Raw genomic sequence first — 14,675 nt, 5'->3', positions numbered from 1 at the left:
GTTTTCCGAGTTATAGTGAGCGTGAGTCAAGGCGCCTCGCTGCCCATCATGTCGATCAAACGCTCCTCGCTTGGTAACCCCTCGATACGGTCGAGGCGGATATGGCCGTCGTCGGTTTCGCGCTGAAAAGCGCTGGTCGGTGTAGCGTTCAGGCCAAGCGCCTCGAAGAGCTGGTTATTGGTGTAAACCTGCTCCTCGATCGCGATCGCCTGGGCGGTGGCCTCGATAGGCTCGCCTTCGCTAAGCGCTTTCAAGGCGGCCGGCGGGTCATCGGCGGCGAGCAGCGTGGCGGCCAGCGCCGGGCTGTTGGGCGCCAATATACCGACCATGATGTGGCGAAGCTGGACCTCGCCGGCCTCGACCCAGGGGCGGGTTTGGCGCCAAAGCTGCTTGCAGTAGCGACAGTTGGCATCGGTAAACATGTAGACCGTCCTGGGCGCTTCGCGGTCGCCATCCTGAATCCAGTGGCTCTGCACAAGGCTTTGCCAGGTCTGCGCTTCCAGCGGTACGCGCACAGAAGCCTCGAGCTGATCTTCGGTGACATTTTCACCCAGGCGATCCATCATCGTGCCGATAATGGCGTGCTCGCCGTCCGGCGTCAGGTAGATGATCATTTCCTGACCTGGCGTGCTGGCGCCAAAGCCAGTGAGCCCGCCGGGGGCTTCGAAGCGTTCGTGAATCATGACGCCCTGATCGCGCAGCGCCTTGATGGGAGCAGGGAGTTCTGAGGCAACGCCAAGCGTCGACCCCAGGCCTGCGCTCACAAGCGCGGTGAGCAGTGATTTTTTAAACGTGACCGGCATGGGGGTAATGGCCTCAAGGGAGTGGGTCGTCGCGCAGCGCAGCGCAGGTCGAGCGATTCAACCCCCTTCGCGCACCAGCCAGCGAACGGCGTAGGGGGGCAGGGCTTGTTCCGGTATCCAGGCCTGCTCGCTATCGAGTGTTCGCCAGGTGTGCCGGTCGAGGGCGTCTGTCAGCGCCTTGCCGGCCTCATCGAGCGGGGCGGGCTTATCGGTCACGTTGAAAAGCGCCAGCAAGGTTCTACCGTCTTGAAGCGGGCCGCGCTCGATGGCCAGTACGTTGTCGCTTGTCGCGATAACGCGCTGGGCGGCGCCTGGATGAAAGCATGGCTCCGAGCTGCGCTGCTTCAAAAATTCGCGTAGCGCAAAGAATATATCATGGGTCGGCGTCGTTGGGCTTTCCAGCAACAGCTCCAGTTCATCGAGTGCCCAGTGGTGACGGTTGATCGAGCGCAGCCGTCCGCTTCGCTCTACGCCCTCGACGTCGTTGAGCGAGCCGGTCAGGGTGTGAATGTAGAGCGCAGGAATCCCCTGAAGCGTGAGCATGATCGCTTGGCTACACAAAAACCGTGCGATCTGCCAGGGGTCCGGTCCGCGGCGGGTGCCGCGCATTGCCTCGAACCAGGTGATGTTGATCTCGTAGGCCGTGTCGCTGCCGTCGGGGTTGCTGCGCATGCTGACAAAACCGCCGAAGCGGTGCATCAATTCAAGCAAAGCGTCGCGCTCGTGATCGGGTAACAGGCCTTCCAGCGGGCGCACGCCGATGCCGTCGTGACTCGCGGTAAAGTTCAAGTAGGTGCAGTTGTCCGGAAGCGTGGGCAGGCTTGCAAGCCAGGCCTGTAGGGTCGAGGTTTCACCCCGGGTAAGGGTGTGCAATAAAAGTGGCGGCAGGGCAAATTGATACACCATGTGTGCCTCGTCCGCGGTTTTGACGGGCTCTGCTGCCTCCGGCAGTAGCCGCTCGAGGCCGAAGTAGCTGATGTTCTCCGCGTGGGGCACGTTGGTTTCGGTGATCAACAGCGTCCCCGGGGCCACCTCGTCGACGATCGCGCGCAAAAGGCGCACCACGGTATGGGTTTCGGGCAGGTGGATGCAGTTCGTACCCAGGCGTTTCCATAAAAACGCCACGGCGTCGAGGCGGATGATGCGAATACCCTGCAGTAGATAGAAAAGCAGAATGCCCACGAATTCGAGCAGGACATCCGGGTTTTCGAAGTTCAGATCGATCTGGTCGTCAGAAAAGGTCGCCCACAGGTGGCGCGTGCCGCGCCGGGTGGCCACGGGCACCAACAGCGGGCTACTGCGTGGCCGGGTCACTTGGGAGACATCCGTCTGCGGGTCGGCCTCGATAAAGAAATCGCGCCCGGGTAGGCTCCCGGTCAGGTAGTCGACGAACCAGAGCGACTCCCGGGAGACGTGGTTGAGTACCAAATCGCCCATGAGGTCGAAGTGCTGGGCAATCTCGCGGATATGCGACCAATCGCCAAGCTCGGGATTGACTTCCCGGTAGTGAATGACCGAAAAGCCGTCGTCGCTGCTCCAGGGAAAGAAGGGCAGTACGTGCACGCCGCTAACGCAGTCGCCCAAGCGGTTGCGTAAAAAATCGCTGAGTACGGTAAGGGAAGGCTGATCCTCAGCGGTGATCGAGTCGCCATAGCTGATCACCCACTGATCCTTTTCGCTCCAAAGTGGTGCGCCGGGGAGTGCGTCGCTCACCCGGGCAACCGGCGTGCCGTCCTGGCTTTCGCCCCTTGCCCGGGCGTCGGCGTAGTACGCCAGGTGCTGGTTGATTCGCCGGACGACCTCGTCCGCGCGGTGGCCATAAAGGTGGGTCAAATAGCGGTGAAGCGTTTGCTCGAAAGGCGTCATGGCGCGTCCTCTTGTGATAGCTGTAACAAACGCTGCAGCTTGTGTGCCAAATCGTTACAATGCTAGGTTATGGCCGCATCGATAGAAAAGGCGGCGGCCCATGCATATTGAACGAACCCTTGCGGGGGTCTTCAGTAGGCCTTTAAAAAGTCTGTTTTTAAAGGCCTGCTTTTAAACGACTCTTGTTCGATAGCGTGCGTTTAAAAAAGCGCTCAGGCGGCACAACGTTATTACTGCTCTAACCATAGGTTGACGGCCATGCATTGCCCTTTTTGTGGTGCTAATGATACTCGAGTCACCGACTCGCGCCTGGTGGCAGACGGCGACCAGGTGCGGCGGCGGCGCCAGTGCGCCAGCTGCCAGGAGCGCTTTACCACCTACGAAACCGCGGAGCTCATTATGCCGCGGGTGGTAAAATCCGATGGCTCCCGTGAAAGTTTCAACGAGGCCAAGCTACGCGCCGGCATGCTGCGCGCACTGGAAAAGCGCCCGGTCAGCGCCGAAGCCATCGAAGCGGCGGTCGAGCGCATTCGCCAGCAATTGCGTGCTCAGGGCGAGCGAGAAGTGAACGCCTGGGATATTGGCGAGGCGGTCATGAAAGCGCTGAGCGGGCTCGACCAGGTCGCGTACATCCGCTTTGCTTCGGTGTATCGCAAGTTTCAGGATCTGGACGAGTTTCGCGCCGAGATCGACCGGCTGGCGCAAAGCCCTAAAGAGGCCTCGAGTGCTACACCGGCAGGCGCTGATAATGAAGCGGTAAAGCCTGGCGGAGAGTCCTGATGAGCACAGCCTTTTCCCCCCGCGACCACGTCTATATGGCAAGAGCTCTTACGCTTGCCAAAAAGGGCCTTTATACCACTGACCCCAACCCGCGAGTGGGCTGTGTGATCGTTCGCTACGATGACGCGGGCGCCGAGGGCGAAGGGCGCGTGGTAGGCGAAGGCTTTCACGAGCGAGCAGGCGAGCCCCACGCGGAAGTGCATGCCCTTGATGCCGCCGGCGACAGCGCCCGCGGGGCGACCGCCTACGTTACGCTGGAACCTTGCTCTCACGTAGGCCGCACGGGCCCCTGTGCCGATGCGTTGGTGAGCGCCCAGGTAGCCCGGGTGGTAATCGCCATGGTCGACCCCAACCCGCAGGTCAGCGGCCAAGGGGTCGAGCGCTTGGAAAAGGCGGGTATCAAGGTCGAGACCGGGCTTTTGGCCTCAGATGCCCAGGCGCTCAATCCGGGGTTTATCTCGCGTATGCAGCGCGGGTTGCCATTCGTGCGCTTGAAAATGGCCATGAGTCTGGATGGGCGCACCGCCATGGGCTCGGGTGAGTCCCAGTGGATTACCGGACCCGAGGCGCGCCGCCAGGTACAGCGCCTACGCGCGCGCTCGAGCGCCATTTTGAGCGGCGTCGAGTCGATCATTTTGGATGATGCGCGCCTGACCCTGCGCGCCGAGCAGCTCGGCCTCGTTAACGGCGAGATAGTCGCCGCCCGCCAGCCGCTTCGTGTGATCATGGACTCGACGCTGCGCCTGCCGCTGGCGGCGGCCTGCCTGCAAGAGCCCGGCCAGACCCTGGTGGTCACCACCGAGCAGCACAGCGAAGAGAAACGCCGTAAACTGGAAGAGGCAGGCGCGCACATTCACGTAATGCCCGCTTTCGCGGCGGGCAGGGTGTCGCTTTCCGATATGCTGAGCTATTTGGCCTGCGAGTACGACGTCAACGAAGTGCTGGTAGAAACCGGCGCGACCCTGGCCGGGGCACTGCTCGATGCGCACCTGGTCGACGAGCTGCAGCTTTTTGTCGCGCCCACGCTTTTGGGGGGCGAAGCACGGCCGCTTTTCGCGCTGCCCGGGCTTACCGAAATGGCGCATCAAAAGCGCCTGGATATTCAGGATATCCGGGCGGTAGGGGAGGATTGGCGCGTTATTGCCAAACCCCACGATCTCGAGACCTGCGGTAACGCCGACTAAATCGCGCGCACGTTGAGAGGCGCTGACCAAGGGTTGGCGCTTGTGGCAAACGCGCTTAAACCTGGCGCGCGCGGGTCAGCCAAGGTACCCTTGCGCGCAAAATCGCACATAGTGCGGCTACTGTTTGGGAGATTCCATGGTGCACGCCTGTTCAGAGGGGCTGTCCCCGATTGCCGATCTGGTCGAAGATATCCGTCAGGGCAAAATGGTGATCCTCATGGATGATGAGGATCGCGAAAACGAAGGCGATATCATTATGGCGGCTGAAAAAGTTCAGCCCGAGCATATCAACTTCATGGCGCGCCACGCCTGCGGGCTGATCTGTATGCCCATGACGCGCGAGCGCTGCGAGCGGCTGGACCTGCCCTTGATGGTGGGTAAAAACGGCTCCGGTTTCGGCACCAAGTTCACCCTCTCCATCGAGGCCCGCGAAGGCGTGACGACCGGTATTTCGGCTGCGGATCGCGCGCGCACCGTACAGGCCGCGGCGGCCCCCAACGCGAAAGCGGCGGATATCGTCCAGCCCGGACACGTCTTCCCGTTGATGGCGGAGCCGGGCGGGGTGCTGCGCCGCGCCGGGCACACCGAGGCGGCCTGCGATTTGGCGGCACTTGCCGGGTGTGACCCGAGCGGGGTGATCTGTGAGATCATGAACGACGATGGCAGCATGGCGCGCCGCCCCGAACTCGAGGCGTTCGCCAACACCCACGGTATCAAGATGGGCACCATCGCCGATCTGATTCACTACCGCATGGTCAACGAGCAAACCGTCGATCTAATCGAAGCCACGCCGGTATCGACCACTCACGGCGAGCTGACGCTGCACGTGTTTCGCGACCGCCTGCAGGGCAGCCACCACCTGGCGCTGGTCAAAGGGCGACCCGCCCCGGAAGAGATCACCACGGTGCGCGTTCACCTGGCCGATACACTGCGTGACGTGCTGGGGCTGACCCAGGCGTCGTCCTATCGTTGGCACGCGCATCGGGCGCTCGATGAGATCGCCACGGCCGAGGCGGGCGTGCTGGTACTGATCGACGAAGGGTATCCGGCCCAGGATCTCAAGGATCAGTTGGAGCTGTTTTTGGGCCGCGTACAGCCACCGCGCACCAGCGACTCCGACGGCTCCGGTAATTACATGACCATCGGCACCGGCTCGCAGATTCTGCGCCATCTGGGCGTAGGCAAGATGCGCCTTCTCAGTTCGCCGTGGAAATTTTCAGCGCTTTCCGGGTTCGATCTCGAAGTCGTCGAGCTCGTAGGCCCCGAAAGCGGCACTGAACCCACGTCTTGATAGATGATTAAGTAGGATTAAATAGATGCAATCCCTTTCGCAAGTTGAAGGCAGTTTTGTCGATGTCGACGGCCGCTACGTGATCGTCGTAGGGCGTTTCAACCACCACGTGGTCGATAGCCTGGTAGAAGGCGCCGTGGACAGTCTGACGCGCCACGGCGTCGACGCTGACAACATTCATATCGTGCACGTTCCCGGCGCCTGGGAGCTTCCTTTGGCGGTCAAGCGGGTACTCAAAACCATCAAGCCCGAGGCGGTGATTGCGCTGGGCGCGGTGATTCGCGGCGGTACGCCGCACTTTGAGTACGTGGCGGGCGGCTGCAACACGGCCATCAACCATCTTCAGCTCGAGTTCGATACGCCCATCGCCAATGGCGTGCTGACCGTGGAGTCCATCGAGCAGGCGATCGAGCGGGCCGGCACCAAGGCGGGTAATAAAGGCACCGAAGCGGCCATGGCCGCCATGGAAATGGTGTCGCTGCTGCGCGCGCTCCCTCTTGGAGAGAGTTCATGAGCGAGCGTCAGCCAAGCGCTGCCCAGCAGGCGCGCCGCGCCGCCCGAGAACTGACCGTGCAGGCGCTTTACCAGTGGGAAATGACCGGCAAGTCGGCCTCCACCGTGGAGACCGAGTTTCGTAGCCAGCTCGCCGACGACGACCTGGAAGACCACGAAAACTGGGTCATGGTGATGCAGATCGCCGACAAGGCGCTGTTTCACACGCTGTTGCACGAAACCGTGCGTCACAAAACCGAGCTCGATCGCGAAATTTCCCCGCTGCTGGATCGCCGCCTGGAAGATCTGGATGCGGTGGAGTTGGCCATTCTGCGCCTGGGCGCCTATGAGCTTGCCAAGCGTCCGGAAGTGCCTTATCGCGTGGCGATCAATGAAGGCGTCGAGCTTGCCAAGTCCTTTGGCGCCACCGACGGCCACAAATACGTTAACGGCATTCTCGATAAGCTGGCCAACCGCTTACGCAGTGCCGAGGTAAGCGCTCGCCGGCTTTAAGGCGAGTTCGCTTGAATCGCGTCAAGGGGCCCCATGTGTTTGGCGAATTCGAACTCATTGAACGGTTTTTAAAACCCGCACCCGCGCTGGCTGATAACAGCGGTGTGGAGCTGGGCTGTGGTGACGATGCTACCTTGCTAACGCCCCAGCCGGGCTGTCAGCTGGCGGTGAGCGTCGACACATCGATCGTTGACGTTCACTTCCCCGCCGATGCCCCGGCCGAGGCTATCGGTCACCGCGCGTTAGCGGTGGCCTTGAGCGACCTGGCCGCCATGGGCGCCAGGTCGCGCTGGTGCATGATGGCGCTTAGTCAGCCCCAAAATGCCTTTCGCGACGCCTTTGATGCCACCCGCTGGTACCAGGCCTACGCGCAGGGTTTTCACGCGCTTTGCGACCAGCATCAAACGGCGCTGGTGGGTGGCGATGTCACCGCCGGTGCGCTGAGCATTAGTGTGACCGTCATGGGCGAGGTACCTGGTAACGAGGCACTCACCCGCGCCGGTGCCAGCCCCGGCGATCTTATCGCCGTGACCGGGGCGCTGGGTGGAGGCGCCGGCGGGCTTTATGTATGGCAGCATGGCGAGCGCGACATGGCGCATCCGCTTTTGCAGCGCTATCTTCTGCCGACCCCGCAGTTAGAGGCGGGTATCGCGCTGCGAGGCCTTGCCAGCAGCGCGCTGGATATTTCGGATGGCCTGCTGGCCGACCTGGGGCATCTGCGCCGGGCCTCCGGCGTCGGGGCCGAGCTTTACCCCGAGGCGCTGCCCAAAGCCTGCGGGCTGGAAGAGGCCCTGGGAGACGGCGCGATGCAGGCCATGCTAAGTGGCGGCGACGATTACGAACTGTTGATAACGCTGGCGCCGGGCAATGTCGCGAAAGCCGAGCAGGCGCTGGCGCGGATTGGCGTAGCGCTCACCGTCATTGGGCGCTGTAGCGATACGCCCGGCGTACGTGGCGTCGATACACAAAACGCCCAGGGATGGCAGCATTTCAACGGGGAAGCGCCATGAACCAGGCACCTTCGAGCGTTTGGCGCCGCCCGACCCACTTTTTTGCCTTTGGCTTGGGCAGCGGCATGGTGCCTTGGGCGCCGGGCACTTTTGGCACCCTCGCCGCCATTCCATTTTACTGGATCATGGCGGATCTGCCGCTGGGCTGGTACTTGAGCCTGGTGTTCGTAGCTTTTGTGGTCGGTGTCTGGCTCTGCGATAAAACCTCCCACGATCTGGGCGTTCATGACCACTCCGGCATCGTTTGGGACGAGTTCGTCGGCTACTGGATCACCATGGCCGCCGTGCCGTTCTCCTGGGAGGCCGCGCTTTGGGGGTTCATCGTCTTTCGCATTTTCGATGTCTTCAAACCCTGGCCCATTCGCTGGGCTGACCGGCGCGTCGCAGGCGGCTTTGGCATCATGATCGACGACGTCATGGCCGGTATCTACGCCTGGAGCACCATGCACCTTTGGTTCTGGCTGCACTAAACGCCCGCCATGGTATAGCGGCGGCAGGTGGTCGCGTTCAAGGATGTTATCTCGGCGGTATTTGCTTTAGCGTAGTGGGCAATGCGCCTCGAGCCGGGCGTCAATCTTGGGCTATCCAGGGAGATGGCATGCGTAAGGAACGTCTTATTGTGCCGGTCATCGTGGTGGCGGCGCTTGTCTGGGCCGTTGCTCAGCTGGTTTCGAGTATTCTTTTCGAGCGTAGCTTGAGCCAAGCGCTGGAAGACCTGGAGGCCCGTGGCGAGTGGCGGGTAAGCCGCAGCGAAAGCCGCCAGGGCTGGCTCACCTCCCGCGGGCGGGTGTTGCTCTCACCGCTTTTGGGCAGACCCTGGCAACTCGCCCTGACCTACGATGCGCGTCACGGGCTTTTGAGCACCGATGTCGAAGGTACCCTGGTGCCTAGACTGGACAGCGCGCTGCAAAAAGCGGTCGGCGAGGTATCCGCGCTTTCGCTGCCGCGTTGGGAAGGGCGCTACCATACCTGGAGTGGTAAAAGTGAGCTACGCTTGGCGCTGGCGCCTTTCGTCATCCAGCAAAACGGCCGGGAGCTCGACGTGCGCGGCGCCCGCCTGCGTCTGGAAGGCGTGTTCGGTGACTGGCGCCTGCGCGCGCTGTTCGACCAGCTTACGCTAAGTGACGGCCAGGCTTACCTTTCGTTTGGCCCCACCACCCTCGAAAGCCGCTACACCTATATCGAAGACGCCTACCATTTCGCCCAGCGCGACCACCTGCACATCGATACCACCACGCTCTACTACCCGGGCTACGAGGTCCAGGCCGCGCCCATCGACCTGCAAAGCTACATGGTGCTCGATGAAAGCGAGCTGCGCTTGCAAGGCAGCCTTTCCGTGGGCGATGTACGCGTGCCCAGCGAAGCCCCGGATACCCCGCTACTGAGCGGTGAAATCGAAGCGGAGCTTTCGCGGCTCAACGCCGACGCCGTGCGCCAAATCATTCGCCGCATCCGTCAGGAGGCGGCCTGGGGCGATACGGACCGGCCCATGGCCGAAGGCTTCATGACACGCCTGGAGCCGGAAGTGCTTCACCTTCTGGGCGACTCGCCCCGGCTCGATGTTACCCGCATTGCCCTCGATAGCCCGCTGTTGGGCATTACCGTCGACGCGGACGGGGCGCTGTTTTTCGACGGTCGCCGGCTCGAGCCGCTCAGCCTGGCAGGACTTGGCGACCCCCAGGCGCGTAGCCGCTGGAAGGAGCGAATCGACGGCGACTTCGTTTGGTACGATGCGCCGACGGTCGCCGCGCTGTGGCTGGGGCTTCCGCTCGGCACCCGGGAGCTTCAATTCGACGTGATTCGCGGCAATTGGCGGGTGAACGGCCGCCCCATCCCAGAGCTTTGGCCCCAGTAGGCGCCCGTCCGCCGGCTTAGCTTGTAAAGCGAACCGAAAGGCAGTAGGGCTAGGGCAAAAGGGTTCTAAGGCCCAAGGGTTGAAGTTTCCTCGCTCTGCCCACATTCCATGGGTAATACCAGGCGGCGCTACCGCCCGTCCCACCTATGGAGGCCGCATGAGCGACCAGGATCATCAGCACGACAACGATTCACCGGTTTGGTTGACCGACGACGAACCCGGCGGCAATGACGGTGTGAAAGACGGCGAACAGAGCTCGGACGGCGAAAAGGCCCACTCGCTGGTATCGGCCAGTGAAATGCTGCCGGAGCGCATCTACATTCTGCCTATCCATAACCGGCCTTTCTTCCCCGCTCAAGTCCAGCCGCTGGTAATCAACAAGGAGCGCTGGGAAGAAACCATGCGCCGGGTGGGCAACACCCCGCATCACACGCTCGGCGTCGCCTTTGTCGGCGAGCAGGGTGTGGATGAACTCGACGAGTCGAGCTTCCCCGAAATGGGCACCGCCGTTCGCGTTCACAAGCTCAAAAGCGAAGACCAGCAGATTCAGTTCATCGCCCAGGGCGTGCGCCGCTTCAAGATCCAACGCTGGCTCTCGAAAGAGCCGCCGTACCTGGTCGAGGTCAGCTACCCCAAAGAGCCCGTGGATGCTGAGGATGAAGAGACCCGGGCCTACGCCATGGCGATCATCAACGGCATCAAGGAGCTTCTGCCGATCAACCCGCTCTACGGGGAGGAGCTCAAGCACTACCTCAACCGGTTTAGCCCCAACCAGCCAGGCCCGCTCACTGATTTCGCGGCGGCCATTACCTCGGCCAAGGGCCCTGAACTCCAGGATGTCTTATCGACCCTACCGGTGGCGGATCGTATGCACAAGGTGCTGCCGCTGCTGCGCAAGGAGATCGATGTTGCCAAGCTGCAAAGCGAGATCAGCGAGCAGGTCAACGCCCAGATGCAGGACCGCCAGCGCGAGTTTTTCCTGCGCGAGCAGCTCAAGGTCATCCAGCGCGAGCTGGGTATCTCCAAGGACGACCGCGAAAACGATGTCGACACCTTCCGCGACCGTTTGAAAGAGCTGAAAGTGCCGGAGCGCGTTCAGCCGCGCATCGACGAAGAGCTCAATAAGCTCAGCGTGCTGGAGACGGGCTCGCCGGAGTACGGCACCACCCGCAACTATCTCGACTGGCTCACCTCGCTGCCCTGGGGGATCACCAGCGAAGACAAGCTGGATTTGACCCACGCCCGGCAAGTACTGGATCGGGATCACGACGGCTTGGGCGACGTTAAAGAGCGCATCGTCGAGTTTCTTGCCGAAGGTACTTTCAAGGGCGATGTCGGCGGCTCGATCGTACTGCTCGTTGGCCCGCCCGGGGTGGGTAAAACCTCTGTGGGCCGCTCCATCGCCGAGGCGCTAGGCCGCGAATTTTACCGCTTCTCGGTCGGCGGCATGCGCGACGAGGCCGAAATTAAGGGCCATCGGCGCACCTACGTGGGCGCCATGCCAGGTAAGCTGGTGCAGGCGTTCAAGGAGGTCAAGGTCGAAAACCCGGTCATCATGCTCGATGAGATCGACAAGCTCGGCCAGTCTTTCCAGGGCGACCCTGCCTCGGCGCTTTTGGAAGTGCTCGACCCGGAGCAAAACGTCGACTTCCTCGATCACTACCTCGATGTGCGCATGGATCTCTCCAAGGTGCTGTTCGTGTGCACGGCCAATACCCTGGACTCTATCCCGGGCCCGCTTCTGGACCGCATGGAGCAGATCCGCCTCTCCGGCTATATCGCCGAAGAGAAAATGGAGATCGCCAAGCACCACCTCTGGCCGAAACTGCTCAAGCGCAACAACTTGCCCAAAAAGCGTATCAACCTGACCGACGCCGCCCTCAAGCAGGTCATCGAGGGCTACGCCCGGGAAGCCGGGGTGCGTCAGCTCGAAAAGCAGCTTCACCGTATCGTACGTAAGTCCACGGTCAAGCTACTCGAAGAGCCGGAAGAGACGGTCAAGATCTCGGTCAAAAACCTCGAGGAGTTTCTCGGCGCACCGCTGTTTAGAAAAGAGAAGGTGCTCAAGGGCGAAGGCGTGGTCACCGGTCTTGCCTGGACCTCCATGGGCGGCGCTACGCTACCCATCGAGGCGGGTAAGGTGCATTCGCTGGACCGCGGCTTCAAGCTCACCGGTAAGCTGGGTGACGTCATGCAGGAGTCAGCCAATATCGCCTACAGCTATACGCTGGGGCATTTGAAAGAGTATGGCGCCGACCCGACCTTTTTCGATCAGGCGTTCGTGCATCTTCACGTGCCGGAAGGCGCCACGCCCAAGGACGGCCCCTCCGCCGGCGTCACCATGACCACTGCGCTTTTATCGCTGGCCACTAAAAAGGCGATCGACCGGCCGCTGGCCATGACCGGTGAGTTAACGCTGACCGGCCAGGTGCTGCCGGTAGGGGGGATTCGCGAAAAAGTGATCGCCGCCCGGCGCAGCGATATTTTCGAGGTGATTTTGCCCGAGCCTAATCGCCGCGATTACGACGAGTTACCCGACTATTTGAAAGAGGGGATGACCGTACACTTCGCTAATCGTTATAAAGATGTCGCGAATATCGTATTCAAGTAATCACTAGCAGGTAGGTTGAGCTTCAATGCGCCACTCTATAAAAGAGTGGCGTTTTTTTTGCCTATTCTTCGAATTAAAACTTGGGGGGTACTGGATAATGACAATATTCGATTTCTTTTTAATAATTGTTGACGGGACCTCAAGGTGCGAAACAACCAACCTGTTACTCAAAAAGAGTACGTGCTCGATGACGAAACCGTACTGATATCCCGTTCCGATTTAGAAGGAAACGTTACCTACGCAAGTGCTGCCTTTGTCAAAGTCAGCGGCTATTCGCGGGACGAATTGATGGGCTCGCCCCACAACATGATCCGTCATCCGGATATGCCCGAAGCAGCATTTCGCGATTTCTGGCACACCATCAAGGCCGGTAATACCTGGCAAGGTCTCGTTAAAAACCGGCGTAAAAACGGCGATCACTATTGGGTGAACGCCACGGTGGCGGCACTTCGCGATGGCGACCGTATCGTGGGCTACACTTCGGTGCGCCGCAAGGCCGCCCCCACTGATATCGCGTTGGCCCAAAAAGTGTACGCCGAGATGCGTGACAAGGGTAAGTCGCGCGGCTATCAGGTCAAAAGAGGGGCGATACAGCGTAAAGGCGCACTGGGGCTGATCAGCCGTTTTCAGTTGGGCAGCTTGAAAGCCAAGCTCACCGGGATGGTGCTAATGGCGCTGGTGCTACTGGGATTGGCTGGCGGCCTTGGCGCCATGGGGGTCATCAAGGCGGGGGAGCGGCTGGATTTGCTCAACCATTCTGGGCTTCAATCCATCGCTAGCCTACAAAATATCGAGCGGCATATCGGGCAGGCGGTCGAGCTCGTGGAGCCCGCCGTGCGAAACCCTCGTCGCGCGGATCTGGATGCGCTCTCGTCCACCATTGATGCGCATTTGCAGGAGATCCGGTCCGAGTGGTCGACATACCTCGCCCATGACGACATGCAGCACCCGAGTGTGCAGGCATTCGATGGGGCCCTTACGCAGTGGATCTCGGGGCTCACCCAAACGATGGACGCCCTGAGCGACGCTAGCGGGTTTGCCGCCTATGAAGCGTTCAACGATATCGTGGCGCCCACTACCGAGTCGATTCGCACGCTCAGTACTCAGCTGGTCGATGACAAGCGCATCGAGGCCACCGCCAGGGTCGAAGAAGCTCGCCAGGAGCGCGAGCAAATGCTGCTCGCCCAGCTGCTGCTGATGGTCGTGGGGCTTTTGGTGATGGTGGGGCTGAGTATTCTTATTTTGCGGTCGGTTTTCAAAGGGTTGGAAGGCGCGCGCTACATGACCTTCCAGGTAGCCGCCGGTAATCTGGCGGCACGTAACCAGCTGCGCAGTGGCGATGAACTGGGCGATCTTGCCTACTCGCTGGACACCATGCGCTTTAGTCTGGCTGCCGTGGTGGGCGAGGTCGAAAATCGCGTCTCGGTGGTGACCCCGGCGGTCGAGCAGATCGCCGTGGAGAACGACAACCTGTCGCAGCGTACCGGTCAGCAGGCTACCGCGCTTGCGCAGACTGCCTCCAGCATGGTCGAGATGACCGCCACCGTGCAGCAGAATACCCAAAACGCCCGCCAGGCGAGCGAGCTGGCCGAGCAAAACGCGACCAGTACCCGCGATACCCGCCAGCAGATGGAGCAGTTGGTGGAGCGCATGCAGCGCATCGCGCAAAGCGCGGAGAAAATGACCGAGATGATCGGCGTGATCGACGGGATCGCGTTCCAGACCAATATCCTCGCGCTGAACGCCTCGGTCGAGGCGGCAAGGGCCGGCGAGCACGGCCGCGGCTTCGCCGTGGTGGCCAGCGAAGTGCGCAACCTGGCCGGGCGCAGTGCCAACGCCGCTCAGGAAATTCGCCTAATGATCGACAGCGCCACCCAGGAAGTAGACGGCGGCCGCACCGCGGTTCAGCAGGCGGAAAGCTCGATCGAGAACGTCATGCAGCAGGTCAGCCAAGTCAGCGAACTCATGGCCTCGATCACCAGCGCTTCGGACGAGCAGAGTAGCGGTATCGGCCAGATCAACGGCGCCATCGCCGAAATGGACAGCACCACCCAGCAAAACGCGCACAAGGTCCAAATGATCGCCGAGTCCGCCGATAACCTGGCCGTGGAAGTGTTCGAGCTGGCCAACGTCGTGGATGCCTTCCGACTCAAGGGCGCCCAGGAAGAGAACATCCAGGCATCCATCGAAAAGCTCGCCCGGGTCAACCAGGCACTACAAAAGTCAGCGCCCGCGCTCACTACCTATTAACCCGTTAAACCCGCGCCTTT

12 protein-coding genes are annotated in these 14,675 nt (G+C 61.3%); 10 read left to right on the top strand and 2 right to left on the bottom strand.

All coding sequences use genetic code 11. The annotated features are described in order from the left end of the window. Positions 1 to 26: 26 nt before the first annotated feature. Positions 27 to 803: a thiol:disulfide interchange protein DsbG gene (gene dsbG, locus ACWFVE_RS10625; protein WP_447529242.1), complete on the bottom strand. Its 777-nt coding sequence runs from the start codon at positions 801 to 803 to the stop codon at positions 27 to 29. A gap of 57 nt (positions 804 to 860) precedes the next feature. After that, on the bottom strand, positions 861 to 2,669 hold the full coding sequence (locus ACWFVE_RS10620) for a sugar phosphorylase (protein ID WP_447529241.1): 1,809 nt from the start codon (positions 2,667 to 2,669) through the stop codon (positions 861 to 863). A 258-nt stretch (positions 2,670 to 2,927) separates the two neighbouring features. On the opposite strand from ACWFVE_RS10620, the gene nrdR reads away from it, so the two are divergent. The 10 genes from nrdR (at position 2,928) to ACWFVE_RS10570 (ending at position 14,655) form a co-directional block, all read left to right on the top strand. Further along, entirely contained in the window at positions 2,928 to 3,449 is a 522-nt protein-coding gene (gene nrdR, locus ACWFVE_RS10615; protein ID WP_447529240.1) for a transcriptional regulator NrdR, read from the top strand. Then, positions 3,449 to 4,633: a bifunctional diaminohydroxyphosphoribosylaminopyrimidine deaminase/5-amino-6-(5-phosphoribosylamino)uracil reductase RibD gene (ribD, locus tag ACWFVE_RS10610; protein ID WP_447529239.1), complete on the top strand. Its 1,185-nt coding sequence runs from the start codon at positions 3,449 to 3,451 to the stop codon at positions 4,631 to 4,633. Before nrdR ends, ribD begins: the two co-directional genes overlap by 1 nt. A gap of 136 nt (positions 4,634 to 4,769) precedes the next feature. Beyond that, on the top strand, positions 4,770 to 5,924 hold the full coding sequence (gene ribBA, locus ACWFVE_RS10605) for a bifunctional 3,4-dihydroxy-2-butanone-4-phosphate synthase/GTP cyclohydrolase II (RefSeq protein ID WP_447529238.1): 1,155 nt from the start codon (positions 4,770 to 4,772) through the stop codon (positions 5,922 to 5,924). Between the two features lie 25 nt (positions 5,925 to 5,949). Next, a complete protein-coding gene (gene ribH, locus ACWFVE_RS10600; RefSeq protein ID WP_447529237.1) occupies positions 5,950 to 6,438 on the top strand; it encodes a 6,7-dimethyl-8-ribityllumazine synthase in 489 nt (162 codons plus the stop codon). Beyond that, positions 6,435 to 6,929, top strand: coding sequence for a transcription antitermination factor NusB (gene nusB, locus ACWFVE_RS10595; RefSeq protein ID WP_447529236.1), 495 nt, complete (start codon positions 6,435 to 6,437; stop codon positions 6,927 to 6,929). Before ribH ends, nusB begins: the two co-directional genes overlap by 4 nt. A 35-nt stretch (positions 6,930 to 6,964) precedes the next feature. After that, positions 6,965 to 7,939: a thiamine-phosphate kinase gene (thiL, locus tag ACWFVE_RS10590; protein ID WP_447530528.1), complete on the top strand. Its 975-nt coding sequence runs from the start codon at positions 6,965 to 6,967 to the stop codon at positions 7,937 to 7,939. Continuing rightward, positions 7,936 to 8,409: a phosphatidylglycerophosphatase A family protein gene (locus ACWFVE_RS10585; protein WP_447529235.1), complete on the top strand. Its 474-nt coding sequence runs from the start codon at positions 7,936 to 7,938 to the stop codon at positions 8,407 to 8,409. Before thiL ends, ACWFVE_RS10585 begins: the two co-directional genes overlap by 4 nt. A 128-nt stretch (positions 8,410 to 8,537) precedes the next feature. Continuing rightward, positions 8,538 to 9,794, top strand: a complete 1,257-nt coding sequence (locus tag ACWFVE_RS10580) for a DUF945 family protein (protein ID WP_447529234.1) — start codon at positions 8,538 to 8,540, stop codon at positions 9,792 to 9,794. A 157-nt stretch (positions 9,795 to 9,951) separates the two neighbouring features. Beyond that, the gene (gene lon / locus ACWFVE_RS10575; RefSeq protein WP_447529233.1) at positions 9,952 to 12,405 is read left to right on the top strand and encodes an endopeptidase La; all 2,454 of its coding nucleotides are present in this window, start codon (positions 9,952 to 9,954) and stop codon (positions 12,403 to 12,405) included. A 144-nt stretch (positions 12,406 to 12,549) separates the two neighbouring features. Then, the gene (locus tag ACWFVE_RS10570) at positions 12,550 to 14,655 is read left to right on the top strand and encodes a methyl-accepting chemotaxis protein (protein ID WP_447529232.1); all 2,106 of its coding nucleotides are present in this window, start codon (positions 12,550 to 12,552) and stop codon (positions 14,653 to 14,655) included. Positions 14,656 to 14,675: the final 20 nt, after the last annotated feature.

The organism is Vreelandella mediterranea (genome assembly GCF_970647075.1).
The sequence above is the reverse complement of the archived record's forward strand: the minus strand, read 5'-3'. Positions and strand labels throughout refer to the sequence as shown.